13 protein-coding genes, 1 tRNA gene and 2 pseudogenes are annotated in these 20,284 nt (G+C 59.7%); 8 read left to right on the forward strand and 8 right to left on the reverse strand.

What is annotated here, in order from left to right:
- Positions 1-40 precede the first annotated feature (40 nt).
- Positions 41-97 (forward strand): annotated as a pseudogene (locus tag TERRO_RS24035) (hypothetical protein); the annotation flags it as partial.
- A gap of 23 nt (positions 98-120) precedes the next feature.
- Positions 121-318: pseudogene (locus TERRO_RS24040) on the forward strand (transposase); the annotation flags it as partial.
- 651 nt (positions 319-969) lie between these two features.
- On the opposite strand, the gene TERRO_RS21065 reads toward TERRO_RS24040, so the two are convergent.
- Both TERRO_RS21065 and TERRO_RS21070 read right to left on the reverse strand, forming a co-directional pair.
- Positions 970-1,062: transfer RNA gene (locus TERRO_RS21065), tRNA-Ser, on the reverse strand.
- A gap of 143 nt (positions 1,063-1,205) precedes the next feature.
- Positions 1,206-3,002 (reverse strand): O-linked N-acetylglucosamine transferase, SPINDLY family protein, encoded by a 1,797-nt coding sequence (locus TERRO_RS21070; protein ID WP_014787740.1) that lies wholly within the window; start codon positions 3,000-3,002, stop codon positions 1,206-1,208.
- 178 nt (positions 3,003-3,180) lie between these two features.
- Between TERRO_RS21070 and TERRO_RS21075 the strand changes: the two genes are divergently transcribed.
- On the forward strand, positions 3,181-4,137 hold the full coding sequence (locus TERRO_RS21075; RefSeq protein ID WP_014787741.1) for an SDR family oxidoreductase: 957 nt from the start codon (positions 3,181-3,183) through the stop codon (positions 4,135-4,137).
- A 45-nt stretch (positions 4,138-4,182) separates the two neighbouring features.
- Here TERRO_RS21075 and TERRO_RS21080 read toward each other — a convergent pair whose 3' ends face one another.
- Positions 4,183-4,614, reverse strand: coding sequence for an OsmC family protein (locus TERRO_RS21080; protein WP_014787742.1), 432 nt, complete (start codon positions 4,612-4,614; stop codon positions 4,183-4,185).
- A 118-nt stretch (positions 4,615-4,732) separates the two neighbouring features.
- Positions 4,733-5,896, reverse strand: coding sequence for an A/G-specific adenine glycosylase (locus tag TERRO_RS21085; RefSeq protein WP_014787743.1), 1,164 nt, complete (start codon positions 5,894-5,896; stop codon positions 4,733-4,735).
- Between the two features lie 186 nt (positions 5,897-6,082).
- Between TERRO_RS21085 and TERRO_RS21090 the strand changes: the two genes are divergently transcribed.
- The gene (locus tag TERRO_RS21090; RefSeq protein ID WP_014787744.1) at positions 6,083-6,292 is read left to right on the forward strand and encodes a hypothetical protein; all 210 of its coding nucleotides are present in this window, start codon (positions 6,083-6,085) and stop codon (positions 6,290-6,292) included.
- Positions 6,293-6,484: 192 nt separating this feature from the next.
- Here TERRO_RS21090 and TERRO_RS21095 read toward each other — a convergent pair whose 3' ends face one another.
- Both TERRO_RS21095 and TERRO_RS21100 read right to left on the reverse strand, forming a co-directional pair.
- On the reverse strand, positions 6,485-10,216 hold the full coding sequence (locus TERRO_RS21095) for a choice-of-anchor D domain-containing protein (protein ID WP_014787745.1): 3,732 nt from the start codon (positions 10,214-10,216) through the stop codon (positions 6,485-6,487).
- A 396-nt stretch (positions 10,217-10,612) separates the two neighbouring features.
- Entirely contained in the window at positions 10,613-12,106 is a 1,494-nt protein-coding gene (locus TERRO_RS21100; RefSeq protein WP_157178484.1) for a class I SAM-dependent rRNA methyltransferase, read from the reverse strand.
- Positions 12,107-12,266: 160 nt separating this feature from the next.
- Between TERRO_RS21100 and lepA the strand changes: the two genes are divergently transcribed.
- Positions 12,267-14,066 carry a translation elongation factor 4 gene (gene lepA / locus TERRO_RS21110; protein WP_041592763.1) on the forward strand — a complete coding sequence of 600 codons (1,800 nt, stop codon included), beginning with the start codon at positions 12,267-12,269 and terminating at the stop codon, positions 14,064-14,066.
- A 21-nt stretch (positions 14,067-14,087) separates the two neighbouring features.
- Here the strand turns inward: lepA and TERRO_RS21115 are convergent, their stop codons facing one another.
- On the reverse strand, positions 14,088-14,903 hold the full coding sequence (locus tag TERRO_RS21115; RefSeq protein ID WP_014787748.1) for a HEAT repeat domain-containing protein: 816 nt from the start codon (positions 14,901-14,903) through the stop codon (positions 14,088-14,090).
- A 1,093-nt stretch (positions 14,904-15,996) separates the two neighbouring features.
- Between TERRO_RS21115 and TERRO_RS21120 the strand changes: the two genes are divergently transcribed.
- Together TERRO_RS21120 and TERRO_RS21125 are read left to right on the forward strand one after the other, a co-directional pair.
- Positions 15,997-17,601, forward strand: coding sequence for an adenylosuccinate synthetase (locus TERRO_RS21120; RefSeq protein ID WP_041592764.1), 1,605 nt, complete (start codon positions 15,997-15,999; stop codon positions 17,599-17,601).
- Complete coding sequence (locus TERRO_RS21125) at positions 17,598-18,218, forward strand: DUF7002 family protein (RefSeq protein WP_014787751.1); 621 nt, start codon at positions 17,598-17,600, stop codon at positions 18,216-18,218. The genes TERRO_RS21120 and TERRO_RS21125 overlap by 4 nt, the downstream gene beginning before the upstream one ends.
- Positions 18,219-18,238: 20 nt before the next feature.
- On the opposite strand, the gene TERRO_RS22515 is transcribed toward TERRO_RS21125, so the two are convergent.
- Positions 18,239-19,540 carry an ATP-binding protein gene (locus TERRO_RS22515; protein ID WP_014787752.1) on the reverse strand — a complete coding sequence of 434 codons (1,302 nt, stop codon included), beginning with the start codon at positions 19,538-19,540 and terminating at the stop codon, positions 18,239-18,241.
- 143 nt (positions 19,541-19,683) lie between these two features.
- Between TERRO_RS22515 and TERRO_RS21135 the strand changes: the two genes are divergently transcribed.
- A complete protein-coding gene (locus tag TERRO_RS21135; RefSeq protein WP_081490733.1) occupies positions 19,684-20,145 on the forward strand; it encodes a RidA family protein in 462 nt (153 codons plus the stop codon).
- Positions 20,146-20,284 lie beyond the last annotated feature (139 nt).

Consider the following 20,284-nt stretch of genomic DNA (forward strand, 5'->3'; position numbering starts at 1 on the left):
AGGGCCATAAGGGACACCACGTAAGAACGAATCGTGTCGCCGCCTACTTGCCATTCCCGGAATTGGCCTTGTAACCGCAACCGCTCTGATCGCAGCGATTGGAACGGATCTGCCTTCCGAAAGAGCCGCGAGTTCTCAGCTTGGGTTGGCATGGTGCCAAGAGATTCCTCCACAGGAGGAGAGCAGAAGCTGCAGGGCATCAGCAGACGAGGCAACCTTACCTGCGAAGGCTTTCCATCCAGGAGCGCAGCGCTATGGTGCTGCGAGCAACGAAGCAATCCATCGGACTCAGAACATGGATCGAGAAGATCGCTCTGAAGAAGCCCTCGAATGTCGCTGCGGTAGCCCTTGCGAACAAAATGGCTCGGATCGCCTGGGTAGTTGTGGCAAGAGCAGAGGCTTACCGGCCTTCTCTGCTGGTTGATTCAGAAGCGAACTTACGTGGCCTGCAGATGATGCCTGCCTGAGGTAGGCTCGGAAATCGCCTTCGCGATTCCCACATCCACAACCCACCGACGACATTCTTACAAATTCCTGCCAGGTCCGCTGGTGAAAATGAAATGGCACACCGGTCCAGCCCGACACTCTCTAAGCACGATCTCGGCTGACGCCCTCGGTTGTTGGATGTTGGTCAGCCATGCCGCCACAGCCGCACTGTCGCGCGTCGGCAGCTAGTCGACTACGGTGCCGCGTTCAAGATCGCATAGGATGGTTCCGTAGCGATGCCCCTTCTTCCACGCCCACTCGTCGAGTCCGAGAACACGTGGTGCAGCTAAGGGTGGCTTGGACCGCCGTCGGAGATGACGCAGAAGCGTCGTGCTACTGATGAGCAGCCCAAGCTTCCGCCCGAGGCGTGAAAGGACAGGAGCACACTGCTATGCTTCAAATAGACTGAATAGAACACGTAGAATCACATAAACCGTCCAAAAACAACGATTTACAGATGCGACGGCTCTGACAGAGGTTTCATGGCGGAGAGTGGGGGATTCGAACCCCCGATAGAGCTTTTGGCCCTATAACGGTTTAGCAAACCGCCGCCTTCAGCCACTCGGCCAACTCTCCGCGGCGCCCCTGCTCACGCGCACATGAGCGCGGAACGTCGAAGCAGGCTTGATTATAGCCCGAGCGCCCGCCACTCTCGAAGCCCTCCGGCGAGCATCTTTAAGCACCAGCCCCGGCCGCAGCCGCTTCGGCCCGCAAGGCGCCTACAAATGCTCCGGCGGTAGCCCCTCACACCACCGGCGCCAGGCCACCCGCAGCTTCAGCACCAGCGCATCCGCCACATCCTCATGCTGCCGCAGCGCACTCGCCGCAAACATCGACGGCAGCTCCCCGCGCAACCGCGCCAGCGCCGGCAGATCCTGGGTCCATGCAACGGCCTTTCGCACATACGCCTCGCCGTCCTCCGCAATGAACTCCGTGATCCCCACATGCGAGTTGATCGACGCGCCAAGCCGGCTCCCCAACACCGCCCCACGCAGCGTTAGCGTCGGCACCCCCAGGCACAGAGCGTGGCTGATCGTCGTCGCTCCGTTATAGGGAAACGTATCCAGGCAAAGATCGGCCATGTGGTGCAGCCGCAACTGTTCCTCCACCGTCCGTGCATGCGCAAAGATCAGCTGCTCCGCACCGACGCCCGCTTCCGCAAACCACGCCTTCACACGCTCCGGCTCCGCACCACCCGGCAGCGTCGCCAGCAACATCCGTGACGCAGGCGCACACTGCAGCATCCGCGCCCACAGCGCCACATGCGGCCGGTTCAGCTTGTTGATGCGAGCCACGCAGCAGAACGTGAACACACCGCTCGCAAGCGCTGGCAAAGCATTCGGCTCAATGGCCGGCGCAAAGGGCTCAAAGGTCGTCGTCGCCGGCAGAAGCAGAATCTTCTCGCGAAACTGCGCGTGTACGCTCGCCGGCGTCAGGTGCTCGTCGCCAACAAAGTAGTCCATCGCCTCCAGACCCGTCGTCCCCACGTAGCCCATCCAGCTCACCTGCACCGGCGCAGGCCTACGCGCAAACGTCAGCAGGCGGTTGTCCCCGCTATGACCGGAAAGGTCGATCAGGATATCGATTCCGTCGGCAATAATGCGTCGCGCAAGTGCCTCGTCCGGCACCAGAGCGCTATCCTGCCAGTGCGTGAACAGCGCGCGATATTGCGCGGTCTGCGCATCATTCTTCACACCATTGCTGTACGCATACAGCTCCAGTTCGTCATACCGCACTAGTTGCTGCAGCGCAGGCATCAGGTAACGGGCCACCGGATGATCACGCAGATCGCCCGACACGAAACCGACGCGCAACCTCCGCTCCGGATCCCGCGAATTCGCATGCTGCGGCCAGCACGGCTTCAGCGGCACCTCAAACTGCGCCGCATACGCAAGATGCTCCGCCAGCAACTTCTCCGCTGAGCAGTCATCCCGTAGCGCCAGCACAAACAGCAGATTGCTGTGCGCCTTCGCAAGCCCCACATCCAGCGACAGAGCATGCCGCAGCAGCGTCTCCGCCTCCGTCACCAGACCATGGCCCGCCATCAGCTCCGCCAGGTTTGCACAGGGATGCGGGAAGCACTCATCCCGCCGGATCGCTTCGCGAAAGTAAGCCTCAGCCTCTGAGAAGCGGTGCAGCTTGTTCAGTAACTGCCCATAGTTGTTAAGCAACCGGGCATCGCCCGCTATGCTCAGCATCGCGCACTGGTAGTGCATCTCCGCAGCCTGCAACTGGCCGTTGGCGTTCAGAATGTTGCCCAGGTTCAAATGCGTCAGACCATGCGCAGGATCTATCGCTAACGCATGCCGCAGCCACCGCTCCGCCTCGGCAAGATTCCCCGACTCGATCATCGTCACGCCCAGGTTGTAGAAGGGCTCAATCGATCCATCATGCAGCGCAATCGCACGCCGATAGTGCCCGGCCGCCTCCTCAAAGCGCGCTGCGGCCTTCAGAGTGTTCGCAAAGTTGTTATGAAACCGCCAGTCGTCCTCAATCGCGAGCACCGCCGTCTCCATACCCTTGCTCCTTCCGCCCCATTAACAGGGGACCGCGCAAGCGAAACAAGCAAGAACACCGCCAGGAATCGGGTCGCTCTCTTGGAGCACTCTCATCACGACACCGCCACGCACGAAAGCAAAGAAAAGCAAAAACCAGGCAGGCTACGAAGCCGCATCATCCTGCGATACTGTTCCTGTGAAAACTGTTCTGGTTACAGGCGCAGCCGGCTTCATCGGATCGCACCTGGTCGATGCATTGGTGGCGCGCGGCGAACGCGTGCGTGGCTTGGACAACTTCGCGACCGGTCGCGCGAGCAACCTCGCGCACGTCCGCGATCAGATCGACTTTACGGAAGCATCCCTGCTCGACCGCGAACCCCTCGCCCGCGCCTGCGAAGGCGTCGACGTCATCTTCCACCAGGCCGCGCTGCCCTCCGTACCCCGCAGCGTCCAGGACCCGCGCACCTCGCACATCGCCAACATCGAAGGCACCTTCGAACTTCTCGAAGCAGCCCGCGCCGCCGGCGTCAAGCGAGTGGTCTACGCCGCCTCAAGCTCCGCCTACGGCAACCAGCCCGGCTTCCCGCGCGTGGAAACCATGGTGCCCATGCCCATCGCACCCTATCCCGTACAGAAGCTCGCCGGCGAGTTTTACATGAAGAGCTACTGGCAGGTCTACGGCATCGAAACCGTCTGCCTGCGCTACTTCAACATCTTCGGACCGCGCCAGGTGCCTGACTCGCCCTACTCTGGCGTCATGGCGAAATTCATCCTGCAGCTCCAGCAGGGCGAGCGCCCCATGATCTTCGGCGATGGCGAACAGGGCCGCGACTTCACCTACATTGCCAACGCAATCCACGCCAATCTGCTCGCCAGCGAAGCGCCAGCCGCAGATGTCGCAGGCCGTGTCTTCAATATCGCAACCGGCGAACGCCACACCCTCAACGAGACGTACGACGTCATCGCCTCCCTGCTCAACACCACCATCCGTCCGCAGTACGGACCGGACCGCGCAGGCGACGTTAAGAACTCAGAGGCCAGCATCGCCGCAGCCCAGGAAGCCTTCGGCTACAACCCGACCGTCAACTTTGAAGAGGGCCTGCAACGCACCGTCGACTGGTACCGCGAAGAGTTCGAAAAGTCCCAAAGCTAGTGGGCATCCCACGTCTCAATCTCTGAGACGTGGGACACGAAACACTTAGACCAGCGAAGCCACCAGGTCGATCTCAGCCGCAGCCAGCAACCGCGAGATCGGGCAGCCAACCTTCGCGCCCGCCGCAATCTCCTGGAACGCCGCATCCTCAATCCCCGGCACCTTGGCCTCGGTCTTCAAGTGGATCTTCGTCACCGTCGGCTTGCCGTCCACAAACTCCAGAACAACCGTCGCCGTGGTCGAAACCTGGTCGCCCTTGTGACCAGCTTTCTCAAGCTCTGCCGAGAGCGCCATCGAAAAACAGCCCGCATGCGCCGCGGCAATCAGCTCTTCCGGGTTGGTGCCCGTGCCATTCTCAAAGCGCGAAACAAAGCTGTAGCTCTGCTCCTTCAGCACACCGCTACCCGTGCTGATCGTGCCCTTGCCATCCTTCAAGCCGCCGTTCCAGACTGCACTGCTGCTGCGTTCCGTTGCCATCGTGTTCTCCTGTCGGTTCATTTGACGCAAAAATCAGAGCAGCCAAAGCCGCTGCTCCGCAAAGATCGTACCCCTATGGGATGTTCCTCGCGTGACAGGGTTGCGGCGCCGCCAGCCATCAAGCCTCATCGCCCGTCGTCGCCTTGCCTCCGCGCCCAATCAGCAGCGGCATCTCCTGCTTCCCCACCGCCACCGTCGACTTCATCAGCCGCAGCCGTTGCAGCACCTTGCGCGTCAACCCCGTAATCGGCTGGTTCGCCAACTCACTCGTCAACACCCACTCCATGCTGTCCGCGCGCAGGGCCAGCTTCGCCGCCACCCGGCGCTGCGGAACGCCCATCACCTCAACGTAATAATTCGTGCCGACGATCGCATGCCGCACACGCAGCACCGGCTCCTCCGTCAGCACCAGAGCACCATCGGCCTCGCCCGCATGCTCCAACTGCGGCAGCTCCAGCATGCCCGCCATCAACGAAGCCTCTGCCGGCCGCCGCTGCAGTAACACCTCCACCGCAAGACCGTCCTCAGCCTTGCGCGTCGTCAGCGCATAGCGCACTCGTTGCGAACGCATCGGAGTGCGTGGCGTCGTTGTATGCTCTCCACGCGTGCGGCACTCGTCGTACACCGGGCATTGATCGCACATCGGCCCGCGTGGCAGACACACCGTCGCACCCAGCTCCATCATCGCCTGGTTGTGATCGCCCGCATTCGTCTTCGGCACCAGCGCCTGCGCCGTTACGTTGATGAACTCCGCCGCAGCCGCTCCCGGAGTCTCCGGTCGCCCCGTCACCCGCAACAACACGCGTTCCACGTTGCCATCCACCACGGCCACCGGCTCGCCGAACGCAATACTCGCAATCGCAGCCGACGTATAAGCACCAATACCCGGCAGCCTGCGCAGCTCCACCGCCGTCGACGGCAACACACCGCCATGCTCCTCCACCAGCAGCTTGGCCGTGCGATGCAGCATCCGCGCGCGACGGTAGTAGCCCAGCCCGCTCCACAGCGCCAGCACCTCTTCCTCCGGCGCCAGCGCCAGCGAAACCACCGTCGGAAACCGCGTCATAAAACGCGCATAGTGATCGATCACCGCATTCACGCGCGTCTGCTGCAGCATGATCTCTGAGATCCACGTGCGGTAAGGATCACGCACGCCACGCCAGGGCAACACACGCGCATGGACGCGGTACCAGGCCCGCAGATTCTGCGTGAAGGCCTCGCATTGCTGGCGGGTTAGTCCCGGCTTCGGCGCTCTGGTGGTCGGGCTTCGCAAGCAATTCATTGTAGGCTGTGCCGGGCGAAGCAGAGTCAACGCCATAACGCCCACGCACGGCGCACACTGCAAGTGGCGCAAAGAGACATCGCCACACACACACCACCAGTGAATTGACCGTCGCGGATGCAGAGGTCGCAGGCAACGTAAGCGCGCCGCAAACCGCTCCTATCTCTCAAGTCTGGGAGGTTCCCTATGGAAGCAGTTCATGACGGCCAGTGCGGTCTGTGTGGTCACTTCGGTGAGCACCATGCCAGGAACAATCAGTTGATCAGCATCCTCAGCAGCAAGCGTGCTGACGTCATCCTGATCGACGAGTGCGGTCATCCCAAGCACGCGGACCTGCACCTCAAAGTCACACCCATCAGCGGTTGCGACGGCTTCGTACCGGCTGCCTCAGCCTGACGAAACCCCGCTGAGTTCGCTCAGCAAATCGCGAATTTAGTCATCGATCGAAGTCCTCTGTGCCAACCGGCGCAGAGGAATTTGCCGTTTGCGTCGCTTCATCACAAGCGTTCAAACCGGAACAACAAAAAGAGGCCACGCTCACACGTGGCCTCTTTCGCTTTAAAAGACTCCGGTCGATCCGTAGTCCGTCTACTGCACCGTCAGGTTCACCGTCTCCGTGTGCGTCAACGATCCCGAGGTCGCCGAGACCGTATAGCCATACGTTCCAGCCGGCGTTCCCGTCGAGCTGCCCGCATTGCTCTTGGAGTCGCCGCAGCCGCCCAGGCCCATCGCCAGGACAAACAGCAGCATCAGCAGACCACCCACGCGTACATTCCGTCCCGCGCGTCGCACAGCGAACAACCCACCCGCCATCACGACCAGCAGCATCGCAAGCGACGCACGTCCCATCCCCGAACCCGGCAGAGCGCCAAGGCCCGAAGCGCTGGTACGCGCCGTCGTCGTGATGCTCACCGTAGCCGTCGCCGTGCCCGCAGCAGCCAGTGTCACCGGCGACGTCACCGTGCACGTCGTTCCACCTGCAGCCGCAATGCTCGCAGGAGCAGCACACGACAGCGTGATCGCACCCGTGAAGCCATTCAACGACGTCAGCTTCAACGTGCCCGTTGCCGTCGATCCCGCCGCAACCGAAAGCGCAGTCGTGGTGGAGTTCGCACTATCCGTCAGACTGAAGTCCGCCGGCGAAGCACCCGCGCCCGTAAGCGCAACCGGCGCAACCGCAGCAGACGAAGTCACCGTCAGCGTACCGGTACGAGCACCCGTCACCGTCGGCTTGAACACCACATTGATGGCGCACGTCGCACCAACCGCAAGCGATGTCGGGCAGTTGTTGCTGGCGCTGAAGTCCCCCGTCGCAACTGCACCGGTAAACGCTATCGCAGCCTCACCCGTGTTGGTCAACGTGAAAGCCTGGCCGGTGGAAGACGCACCCACCAGCGTCGATGGGAACGCAGCCGTACCAGTCAGCGTCGCCGACAAAACAGGAGTCGGCAGCGCCAGGTAAGCCAGCAGCGGATCATGATCCGACGAAGCCGCAGGCGTCGTCGCATCGTTGTACAGAATCACCGGGAAGTCCGCGTTGATATGTCCCACGGACAGCGTCGTCGAACCCGCGATATCCGCAGTCACCACGGCATGGTCCAGCACCTGCGCGCTGCCCCACTCCGTGTAGCTCTGCTGCTGCGCCGCAGGCAGCTTCGTGATCAGGTCCACCGCTGCGGGCGTAACAATCGCCTTGCCCGGCATCACTGCAGTACCAGCCGGCGATACGTTGCCGGTAATGGTGCCCATCGTGTCCGTGTATCCATCCGAGAACTGGAACGCGTTCATGTCGCCGACTGCGATGACATGCTCGCCAGCGGTCTGATAACCCTGGATCAGGTTGGCAAGCATCTCTGCCTGCAGCTCCTTCTTGCTCTGCACCGCTGCCGTGTTCACGGAGTTGAGCGAACGCAGGTGGTTCACGATCACTGTGATCGGGTACGGAGTCAGCCCCGTGCCGCGATTGATCGTCGCGTGCAGCACCTGTGACGGACGATCGTTCAGAGCAGACGTACCCGCCGCCACCAGCGTGGTGGTACCGACCTGCTCCCACTTCGTAACGTTGGTCCTGCTGGGCTTGACCAGGAAGCCAACCGAGATGCCACCGATGTCGTTGGTGAACGTCGTGGTCGAGTCCGTGCCGTAGGCGACGTAGCCAGGCTTGGTGCCCGTGGTGGTGTCCGCGTCGATCTGTGCAGCCATGTCCTTCAGGACCTGGATGTTTTCCACCTCTTCCACCGAGATGATGTCCGGGTTGTTAAGGACGGTGCGAACCGCAAGCGAGAACTTCTGCAGGCGGCGCGCATAAGCAGCCGACGTCACATCGACAGCAGAGGAGTTACCCGTCTTGCCCGATACCGGGTTGAAGTACAGGTCGTTCGCTGCGTTGGTGTCAAAGAAGCGCTCGACATTGAACGCTGCCACGGTGAACTGGTTCGCACCCGGCAGCGGCAGAGCCGTAACCGTCAGCGAACTCGGCGTCACCGTCGGACGATTCGACGCGGTCAGAATGATGCGCGCGGGATCGCCATACGGATAGTCCGTGGAGTACGTGTAATCGACCACACCCACGGGGTTTGCAATCACTGCACCAGCCACAACATCAATGGCCGTACCGCCACCCAGCGAACTCTCGATGATCAGGCGCTCTGGGTTGTCGTCATACAGCGTCAGGTTGGCCGGACGGGCAACACCGGCAGCCGTCGTCGGATTGGTAGCCGCAGGGCAGTTCGCAAACGTGGGGCAGGTCGTCGACGGGAAGTCGCGGAAGTCCATGCCCGGCTCGCGGAAAGGACGCGGCGTGCCCGTCGCCACAACGTAGAACTGGCCGGTCGAGGTAGTCGTCTCCGTAGCCTCAACCAGCGAAGCATCGGTGCCGCCAACCGCCGTGACCGAAGGCAGCGTAACCAGCATGCTCTCGTACTTGCGAAGCTGATTGATATCGCCCGTAGCCGTTGGGAAACCCGCCGGCAGAACGATTGCCGTAGGAATCGTCTGGCCCGTGCTGTTCACCGTCAGCGACGCCGTCGTCACCTCCAGCGAAGGCGTATGGCTTGCCGTCGGCAGAGGATACTGCACCAGCGTACCCGTCACCGTCACATTGTTGCCCACCACAGCGCCCACCGGATTCTTACCGGAGCCGCTGAACACGTAGATGCCCTCATCGCCCGTCGAACCGGGCGTCGCCGAGGCCGTCTGCAGGTAGTAGCCGGCATTCGTCACCACCGTAATCACACCGCTGAACGTAACCTGCGTGCCAACGTACGTGGAACGGTTCGCCTGGATCGTCGCAATCGGCGTCGTCGAACCCGCAACCACCACGCGAAGCGTGATGTTCTGCGTCGCGGTCGCGCTGGTGTTGTCCGTGATCGTGACCGGCAACGTGTAGGTAGCTGCCGACAGGCTGCCCGTGCTGGAAAGCGTGTACGTATAGGTGTTCGCCGTGGTGCCCGCAGCCAATGCCTGCGTTGCGCTGCCACCGACCGAAGTCAAATCAACCGTTGCCGTTACTGCGGTCGTCGCGCTACCCGGCGTCACCGTCACGCCCAGTACCGTGCTATCGCCCGGAGCGATACTGGCAGGCGTTGCAGACGAACTGGCGATTGCAAGCGTCGCAACCGGCGTGGTGCTGTTACTGCTGTTGCGGGGATTCGGCGTGCCGACTGTGAAGTCCGCACTGCCGTCGCCACTGTCATCATTCGCCGCATCGCGAATCGCAGACTTCGTCGCCGACAGATCCGCCGTCCGGCTCAGCGTCGACGTTGCAGATTCCGTGCACGTAACCGTGCTGCCGTAACCGACAAAATCAACGATCGCGCCCGTGTTCGTCGTGGGGCACGTCGTTCCAGCCAGGCCGGTCACCGTGCCGCCCGTACCGCTCAGACTCGTGGTGTTGCTAACGAGTGCAACCTTGCCAGAGCCCGCAGCAAGCGCCGGAACGCAGGTGGCAGCCGTATCCGTGTTCGGCGCCGTGAAATCCGGCGTCGGCAACAGAACACCGTTGGAGGTACCGGTATTTCCAATGCAAAGCTGTGCGAGATAGTACTTCCCTGGCTGAATGCTGCCGCTGAGCTGAACCTTCGACCACGTGGAACCAGTGGCCGCGGCATACTGCACCGTGTAGCTGCTCAGATCAATCGCTGCCGTGGTCGGGTTATACAGCTCAACAAAGTCATAGCGCCACGTGGCGCTGGCATTGCCGCCGCCGCCGTACACCTGCGAAATCACAACGTGTGTCTGGGCAAACGCCGCAGGCGCACACGCCAGCAACGACAGGAACAGGAGCGTCAGCAGACGCTTCGGTACAGTCAGGATCTTCAAAGGGGGAAAGCCTCGCGCAAGAAATAGGAAATGAGTTTGCCGCTGGCGATACAAATGCAGCGGGTCCGGCAGAGGGAGCAGGAGCTTACAGGGGCAAGTGCAACAGAGAGAATCCCTGTGGGAACCACAACAGGGGACAGCAACGACTGTGGAAAGGCTCAGTGGAGTGTTCTTTGTATCTGGCGCCGGTTACACAGGCAAGCTGGCTGACGCGTCATATTCCGCCGGTCATCGACAATTTACGGTTTCGCGCTAGCGTCCTCGCCGCAGCCCCGTGCGACTCTCAAGTCAGGTTTGTCGCCCTGAGCGAAGCAGAGCGCAGAAAAGAAAAGCCCGGCACAAGGCCGGGCTCTTCATCACGCAACACGCCGAAGGCGTCGAGAACGGTACGAAGAACTAATCCACGCGAAGAATCAAACACTTCAGGTAAGCCGTCTCCGGCAGCGTCAACACCTCAGGATGATCCAGCGCCGCACCGCGCGTCTCCAGCATCCGCACATGCCGGCCGGAATCCGCAGCAGCCTCCGCCACCGTCGCCGTAAACTCCTCGCGCGAAACATGGTGGCTGCACGAACACGTGATCAACGTCCCACCCGGTCGCAACATCCGCAACGCGCGCAGGTTCATCTCCTTGTAGCCGCGCATCGCACCCTCGGCCGCACGCTTCGTCTTCGCAAACGCCGGCGGATCCAGCACAATCGTGTCGAACTGCCGCTTCTCCGCGTCATACGCCCGCAGCAACTCGAACGCATCCGCCTCGACCCACTCCACCTCGGCCTTCATCTGCGCGCGATTCCGTTCCAGGTTCTGCTCCGCCGTCTCCAGCGCGCTCCGGCTCGCATCCACACCCGTCACATGCGTGCAGACCCGCGCCATATGCAGCGCAAACCCACCCTGGTAGGTGCAGATGTCCAAAGCCTCGCCATGCGCATAGGCCGCAGCCGCCGCATAGTTCATCCGCTGATCCAGGAACGCGCCCGTCTTCTGCCCGGCATTCGCATCGAAACCAAGCTTCAAGCCATTCAGCGTGAACTCCGTCTTCGCGGGCCCCGCATGTCCCTCACGCACAAACAAGGGCTCCGCAGGCGGCGCCGGCAGCTTCTCCAGCTCACGAATCCGCGGATCCGGCCGCTCCACAATGACGTCCACACCCTCCACCGCAAGCTCCCGCGCCAGCACCTCGCGCATGTCGTCCTGCGCCGTACCCTGCGTCAACAACTGCAGCACCACCAGGTTGCGATAACGATCCGCCACAATCCCCGGCAGATCATCCGCCTCCGAAAAGATCAACCGCACCGAATCCGTGCTGCCATCCGTCAGCATCGGCGTACGCAAAGCCAGCGCCGCACGAACCCGCGTCACCACATCTTCCAGGTACTCGCCACGATGGATCTTCGGCTCCGCCGAAACCTTCCGCGCCGCAATCACCGAAGCCTCGCTATAGATAGCCGACCCAAACGGGATCCGCCGCGCATCCATCAGCGTGATCAACCCGCCCGCCGGCATCGCAACGGCACCCAGAGCAGGGATCAACTCCTCAACATCCGTCCGATACACCCAAAGATGTCCAGCCCGCAGCTTGTCCGCAGCCTTGTGATTTACCACTGCCGCCGGCCCAACCTCATCGGCCTCCAGCAGCTTCGGCTCCCGATCCACCCACGCCGTCCGCCCAACCGCCTTACGAGGGTCAGAACCCCGCTGCGCACCACCAGGCTTGCGAACAAATCCATCGCTGCGGCGAGCAGAACCATCGCCACCGCGACCACCACCAGCACCACTACGAGCACCATCAGGGCGACCAGCACTGCTCGGCCGAACAGAACCAACCGACTTGCGACGCAAGTCCGGAATACGAGGTCCATTGATATTGCGGGGAGGAATCTCAGCCATCCCCTATGGTCGCACGCGAACAAACCCGGGTGCCCCATTCTTTGCGCAGCAAAGGGTGGGTTATCGCGCAAAGCGCGACCGCTCTCCGCAAACCATCGTTAACCTCAAACACCCCGGCGCGGCACGCCACCCATACCCCTGTAAACTAACCAAAGACCGCATGGACCCCAAATACATCCGTAATTTCGCGATCATCGCGCACATCGACCACGGCAAAAGCACCCTCTCCGACCGCCTGCTCGAGCTCACCGGCTCGCTCACCCAGCGCGAGATGCAGGCGCAGGTCCTCGACGCCATGGACCTCGAACGCGAGCGTGGCATCACCATCAAGGCCCACTCCGTCCGCATGATGTATCAGGCCTCCGACGGCATCACCTACCAGCTCAACCTCATCGACACGCCCGGCCACGTCGACTTCTCCTACGAAGTCTCGCGCTCCCTCGCCTCCTGCGAAGGCGCGCTCCTCGTCGTCGATGCCACCCAGGGCGTCGAAGCGCAGACACTGGCCAACGCCTATCTCGCCATCTCCAACGGCCTCGAGATCCTGCCCATCATCAACAAAATCGACCTCCCCAGCGCCGACATCCAGCGCACCAAGGAGATGATCGAGACCACCGTCGGCCTCCCCGCCGACGACGCCATCTGCGTCAGCGCAAAGACCGGCCTCAACGTCGCCGACATCCTCGAGGCCGTCGTCACCCTCCTGCCCCCACCGCAGGGCGACGCCACCAAGCCCCTCCAGGCACTCATCTTCGACAGCTGGTTCGACCCCTACAAGGGCGTCATCGTGCTCGCCCGCGTCATCAACGGCGTACTCCGCACCGGCCAGCGCATCAAGCTCATGAGCAACGGCAAGGTCTTCGACGTCGAATCCATGGGCGTCCTCACGCCCAAGGCCGTCGAGATCCGCGAACTCTCCGCAGGCGAAGTCGGCTTCTTCGTCGCGACGATCAAGGACGTCGCGGACACCAAGGTCGGCGACACCATCACCGACCCCGCCGAGCCCGCCACCGAAATGCTCCCCGGCTTTGAAGACATCAAGTCCATGGTCTTCGCCGGCCTCTACACCATCGAATCGCACGAGCACGGTGCCCTGCGCGAAGCCCTCGGCAAACTCAAGCTCAATGACGCCAGCTTCTCCTTCGAACCCGAATCCTCCGTCGCCCTCGGCTTCGGCTTCCGCTGCGGCTTCCTCGGCCTCCTCCACATGGAAATCATCCAGGAGCGCCTCGAGCGCGAGTTCGGCCTCGACCTCATCACCACCGCGCCCGGCGTGCGCTACCGCATCACCCTCACCGGCGGCGACGTCGTTGAGGTCGAAAACCCCTCCCGCTGGCCCGATCCCACCACCATCGAGACCATCGAAGAGCCCGTCATCATCGCCAAAATCCTCACCAACGAGGAGTACGTCGGCAACATCCTCAAGCTCGTCGAGGAAAAACGCGGCAAGCAGCAGAACATGGAGTACGTCAGCGCCAACCGCGTCATGATCACCTACGAACTCCCGCTCAACGAAATCGTCCTCGACTTCTACGACCGGCTCAAGTCCGTATCCCGCGGCTACGCCTCACTCGACTACCACCTCAGCGGCATGTGGACCAGCCCCATGGTCAAGATGGACATCCTCGTCTCCGGCGAACCCGTCGACGCCCTCTCCGTCATCGTCCACCGCGACTTCGCCTACGAACGCGGCAAGGCCCTCGTCCACAAAATGCGCGAACTCATCCCGCGCCAGATGTTCGAAGTAGCCATCCAGGCCGCCATCGGAGCCAAAATCGTAGCCCGCGAAACCGTCAGCGCCATCCGCAAAGACGTCATCGCAAAATGCTACGGCGGCGACATCAGCCGTAAAAAGAAGCTCCTCAACAAGCAAAAAGAAGGCAAAAAGCGTATGAAGCGCATAGGCCAGGTAGACATCCCCCAGGAAGCCTTCCTAGCCGTCCTAAAAATCGGCGAGTAGCCCGACGGGTTCACCTTCTCGTCAAGGATCGATTGGCTTAAGTCTCTTTGCGCTAGATTCGCGAAAAACTTTTGCGCGGTCTGGCGACATGTACAGATCCACCGCTGCTTGTGCTCGCGGATCGTCAAAGAAGACCAGAGATGCTTCAGCGATTGCAGCAGCTAGTCCCCTTGGAGACCTTCCGCACGCATCCACAATCCAAGGAATCGAGTCTTTGTCCTGCATTTGGGCTAGGCCCTTTGCTGCCATGATTGCGATCATGGAGTGATGCGAGGAGAGGGCGCGCCGCAAGAGCGGAATTGCGCGCGGATCACCGGATAAGCCGAGTTGCATAACCCTTCCGGGCAGCCCATACATGGCCAACTGGCCCGCCGTATTCACATCGACGTGATGAGCCTGAGCCCAAGCCGCCATTTCTGGTAAAAATGGTGCCTGCCGGACGTTCCCCCCAGCATCAAAAACAGGATCAGGCAAGTCGGTGTCTACCGCCTGCGTCGCCTGATCCAGCAGAAAATTCCAGTAAGTATCGTCATTGTCTTTGAGTTGTACTAGCCCAGACGCGATGCTCAGTTTTGTGTCAGTCTCCTTCGCTTGCTTAAACTGCTCCTCAAGATCTGGAATAGCCTGTAGTGCACGAGCGTGAGAAATAACCACAACGTCCCTGGCGCTTACACGCCCAGTTTTCGCTTTGGTTAGTGCGAGATGGAGCTCGTCAGACTGATTTTGCACTTCCTGTCCCGTGCCTGCGCCAAATGAAAGCGCGCACAGGAGAAGAACGTACAGCCCCGGTTTTACGGCCCGAGCCATCTTGGGACTTGGATTCGAACTCATGATCATGCTCGCCTCCTCTTGAGTTTGGTAAACCGGACGCTCCGCTAGTTGATACTGCTGGGTAAGAGTTGCATCCCCGAAGGCAGGTTGGCGAATGCTCCTGGGGTTCCCTGATGCACTACTTACACTCTTCTCCCATTCTCGTATACCGAGTATGTGGGGAAATTTTGATAAGAACGAGACGGATCATGGATAGCAACCTCCAGCGACGAAATCACTGTCATTGTGCAGGTTGCAAAGAGCTTAGGGAATCACAATCCACTTGCCCCGTTGGTCAGGCTGCCGGGGCATTCGCGCGAAAGCGCGAGTCGAAACCCTCTGCGTCATACAAACCCAGAGCATCACGAATCGGGTGCCCCATGTCTCGCTTCTGAGCCAAGGACCTTCGCGTAAGCGCGATCCGGAGAAAGCAGTGGCCTTCAGGCCACGGAAACCCCCAACCCTCCAGAAGCCGGGCTTCAGCCCCGGCACCCACTTGTCATCCCGCTGGGTGCCCCATTCTTTCGCAAGTTTCATCGCGAAAGGGTGGGTTATCGCGCGAAAGCGCGACCAGTAGATTTAGGCAACTCAAGGGACCGGGGCGAGGGAAGAAGCAACGCGCATCGGGTGCCCCATCTCTCGCTTCTGAGGCATGGGCCTTCGCGCAGAGCGCGAACCGACTCGGAAGGGCACAGCTTGAGCTGTGCCAACAACCACACCCATAACGAACGCGCGGCCGATCCGATCAACAGGACGAAAACGCCCAACCCCGCGCGCCCACCAAGGCCCGCCCGTCTGCTCAAAGCCAGCCCCAAGCCCGCCGAAGGATCGCGCCTCCGACACAAAGCCATTCGCGCAAAGCGCGAACCTCCCTCAGAAGGGCACGGCTTCAGCCGTGCCAATAAACCCCACCCAGAACCGAACGCGCGGCCAATGCCCTTTTCAGGCCGATAACGTGCACGGCTCCAGCCGGATACCGAACTAAGACTTAACTGAGTGTAGCTTTTCCGACCTTTATGAGTAACAAGCACGAGTCGTGCAGCATCGATTTTCTTTGCGTATCTCCTGATATCCGACATAGAATTGCCGGCACACGGATAGATAAGTGTGCGGGAGTTGCATGGCGACACGCCTTGTTGTCCTTTCAGGTCCTATTGGAGTTGGTAAAAGCACACTAACGAAATCACTCGCCACCCGATTCGGCGCACGAATTGTAAAGACGCGCGAGTTGCTCGATCTAGAAGCTCAACATAGCTTCAAGACCATTCACAGCCGAGAAGAATATCAGGCTTTCGGCGAGGCTTTAGACCTTCGCGATGGCGGCCAATGGGTGGCCAACGCCGTGCACGAACTCTTTCGGCGGGAACCTGCTGACTTCATTTGCGTCGATTCTGTTCGTATTCAGGCACAGATTGACTTCTTGAGAAAGCAGTACGGTCTTGCGGTCTTCCATCTTCACATGACAGCCGACATCGAGGACCTTGAGATGCGTTTTCTTGAGCGCAGTGTCACCTTCGAGGAGGCTGCCTCATATGCTGAGTCCCAACTATGCGAAACCGAGCGAGCAGTTCATCATCTAGCTGCGCGGGCCGATGCAGTAGTGAACACATCCCGTTGTAACCCTGGCGACGTAGTTGTTCGCGTCGCGACGTATCTCAAACTACTATCGCGAGATCACGCGCCAAGTGTAGATTTGCTTGTCGGTGGTCAGTTCGGCAGCGAAGGGAAAGGGCATATTGCTTCATTCCTAGCGAGGGAGTACCAACTCCTCATACGCGGCGGAGGGCCGAATGCGGGCCACAAGGTCTACGAGACCCCGAGTGTGTACACCCACCATCAACTTCCATGCGGGACCCGTTCAACGACAGCTCAATTAATGATTGCCCCGGGTGCGATCATTAATCCGGAAGCTCTTCTTAAAGAAATAGCGGATTGCGGCGTGACCCCCGAACGTCTTTCCATCGACCCGCGGGTGATGATTATTTCTAGAGAAGACATTCGCGCAGAAGAGCTATTAGTGAAAAGAATCGGCTCTACCGGTCAAGGCGTGGGCGCAGCTGCGGCGAGAAGGATTATGGGCCGCAGTGAACCAGCGCTGCTTGCACGAGATGTTGCCGCTTTGAAGCCATTTATACAAGATACAAACCGCCTGCTAGAGAACGCATATCTGCACGGTGATCGCATACTTATTGAAGGAACACAGGGCGCAGGTCTGAGCCTTTACCATGGCTCATATCCGAACGTGACGAGCCGCGATACGAGCGCTTCCGCTTGCGTCTCTGAAGCTGGCATCTCTCCAAAACGTGTACGTAAAATTGTGATGACCTGTAGAACTTATCCCATCCGCGTTCAGAACGGCACTGAAGGGACGTCCGGACCGTTGGGTAAGGAATTGAGTTGGAGTGAAGTTGCTAAAAGGTCGGGGTATTCCGAGGAAGAATTGACCGCCGCCGAAAAAACCTCGACCACCGGCCGCCAAAGGAGAGTGTCTGAATTCGACTGGGTTCAGCTAAGAAGAGCGGCTCTTCTGAACGGGCCCACCGACATCGCCCTCACCTTCGCTGACTATCTGGACCGCAAAAATACGGATGCCAGAAGATTTGAACAACTGACCGATGCCACTATCAAGTTCGCTGAGGAAGTAGAAAACGTCACCGGGGCCCCGGTTTCCCTGATTTCCACTAGGTTTAATTTTCGAAGCATCATCGACCGGAGAAATTGGTGACTAAAGAAGAATTTGTCAAAGCTTATCCGCGTCTGTACCACATGGCCACTTCTCAGGCCCAGCCAACCCTGGACACGCTGGGCTTACTAAGCACGGATGCGATTTTGGATCTTTTCGAAATGGATGCAACTGAGAAAGAGCGCTTGCGGTCCGAGAGGCGACCTCAGATGACTAAACTAACGCATCCGAAACATGGAGTATTTTATCTGCGCGACCAGAGGCCAATGCGGGATGCGGCGCTTGAGCAGTGCCTTGACGGCATGACCGTACGAGAATGGTATCTGTCTTTGAATAGTCGGGTATTCATGTGGGCCAGCCGGGACAGAGTCGACAGATTGCTTGCTGCCAGAGCGTACCGAAGCCAGGATCAGCTTGTGCTCACGATCGATACGGCCTCATTCGCAGAGAAACACTTCTCTGAAATAGTCGTCTCGACACTAAATTCGGGCGCTACGTTGTATCGGCCGCTGCGACGCGGCATCCAGACCTTCATGCCGATTACTGCCTTCCAGGCCGGCAGGCTAAGCAAGCCGATTGTGGAAGTGACCCTTGTCGGTTCGGTCCCCGACTTCATGGAATTCGTAACCAGCTCTGAAATCCGCAAAGGCCAAGCCTGAGGCTCCCAAGAGACCGCAAGTCAAATGACCTTGCCCTTGAAGGTCTCGATGTCGAGATGGCATAGAGCCTTTCGAAACGTGGTCATCATATTCCCGCTCATGCTCGCCACCGTAGGGAGAACGTGAGCAAGCAGCAGTTCAAACACGTAGTCTACGTTCACTTCGTTGAATTCTGCATGCGTGAGAGCTTCAAGGAAGCGGATCTTTTCCTCCTCCATATCTGTCGTCGTTAAAGTCTTATTGTGAAGCTTCATCAGCAATTCCCGTCGTTTGGCAGCAGGCTGCCCACTTCCGGTCATGGTTCCGATTCTGACGACTTCGTGTGCTGAGTTTAGTCGGGCGATGATTTTGTTTCTTGTATGACCGCGCACCTGGAACGCTTGGATCGCGGCGACTGTGTCACTAATAGATTCGCTTGTCTGTTGGATGAAGAAGTATAGAGGCTGGTATGGGGACGATTCTGAGCAGATAGCTCTGATGTAGTCAGGCGGGGAAAGTACCGGCTCGCGCCTCAGGAACGCCTCGAGGATTTCGGGTTCTCTAATTGAGGTCGGAACCTTGATCGTGGAGTGCAGAACGGGGCCTTCAGACGCGTGCAAGTCGCCCAGTAGTCGTAGAGCTGGTGCACCGTCCTGCTCTACAAATCTGCCTGCTTGCAAAAATTGCAACCGAGGCAACAGTTCTTCCGAAATAAAAAATTTGCCTTGGGCACCGCTCACTTCCCCCGAAACCAAGTCGAGGATCCCAACCTTTCCTATACCCACTGAGGACATCTTCCTTAACTGTCTAAGCCAGAGGTCACGTTCTTTCTGCTTCTCGTCATTGAGCATTTTTCGAAGCTCAGGGTATCTGATTGCTTCGCTTCTCCCGCGGTACCTATAGTAAATCGCGCCTTGTTGTATGCTTCCACCGCTTCTTGTGCAAACTACCGGTTTTTCGCCTGCCTGGGCGAAGTACAGCAAGCCTACTTTGCGGCCTCGCGCTTCCCAAACGAGCATCTCCCAATCGATCTCGGGTGAGAATCGCTCATTGAGTGCAAGAGTCAACTTGCCCGCATCCAATGAATCGAAATGGCTCGACTTCAAGCCGATCACTTGTCGAGGCTGGTCTTTGACTCCGAACACTAAGTAGCCGCCTTGCGTATTAGCGAAAGCCGCAGCAGTCTTTGCGTAGTCATCGGCACTACCCATGTTGAAGCTCTCTTTAAATTCCAAGTGAGTGTTTTCTCGGGAGATCAAGCGGTCGCTCGCTTCCGATTCGAAACTGAATATGCGCTGCAGTGTATCGAGAGTAAAAGCTGACTCTGATTTGTGTAACGGCATGCTTTTCTAGCGCTCCCTATGGAAATGATGCATCAGGTGTGATGCACCTCTGCTGTGTCGCCGTGCGCATGGCGTTTCCGAGCCTGTTACTCCCTTCTCCCCATCTCCTGCAGACAAGAATGACAGGCCTAACAACACCGAAGATGCAACAATTCCCCATGACCAAACACGTCACCCGCATCGCTCTCGCCCTCCTGCTCGCCGCCCCCTTCGCCTCCCACGCCCAGGCGAACAAGGCCATCGACTTCAACCCCCAGATGCCCTTCTCGGACGCCGTCGTCGCCGGCAAGACACTCTACGTCGCCGGCCAGCAGGGACCGGCCACCAGCGGCCCCGGCAAGGGCAAGCTTGAAGGCCTCTCCATCGAGGACCAGACCGCCAACACCATCGCCGCCATCCAGCGGCTCGTCGAGAAGTCCGGCTTCAAGATGTCCGACCTTGTCAACGTCACCGTCTACATCACGGACCTCAACGACGTCCCACGCATGAACGAGGTCTACAAAAAGCTCATGCCCAACCCCAAGCCCGCACGCGCCACCGTCAAGGTCGCAGGCCTCATCGGCGACGCGAAGATTGAGATCTCCGCCATCGCCGTGAAGCAGTAGCCCCCGGCGAGCCGAGCGAAAACCTGTCAAGCCCCCAAACCACCCATCTCCAACAAAACACGAGAGATAAACTTGGCGGGTTAATTCCTCGAAATCGCTACAATTGAGATAGCGTATCTCACGCCCCGTCCCGGGGCAT

It is taken from the genome of Terriglobus roseus DSM 18391, from assembly GCF_000265425.1.
Classification (GTDB): domain Bacteria; phylum Acidobacteriota; class Terriglobia; order Terriglobales; family Acidobacteriaceae; genus Terriglobus; species Terriglobus roseus.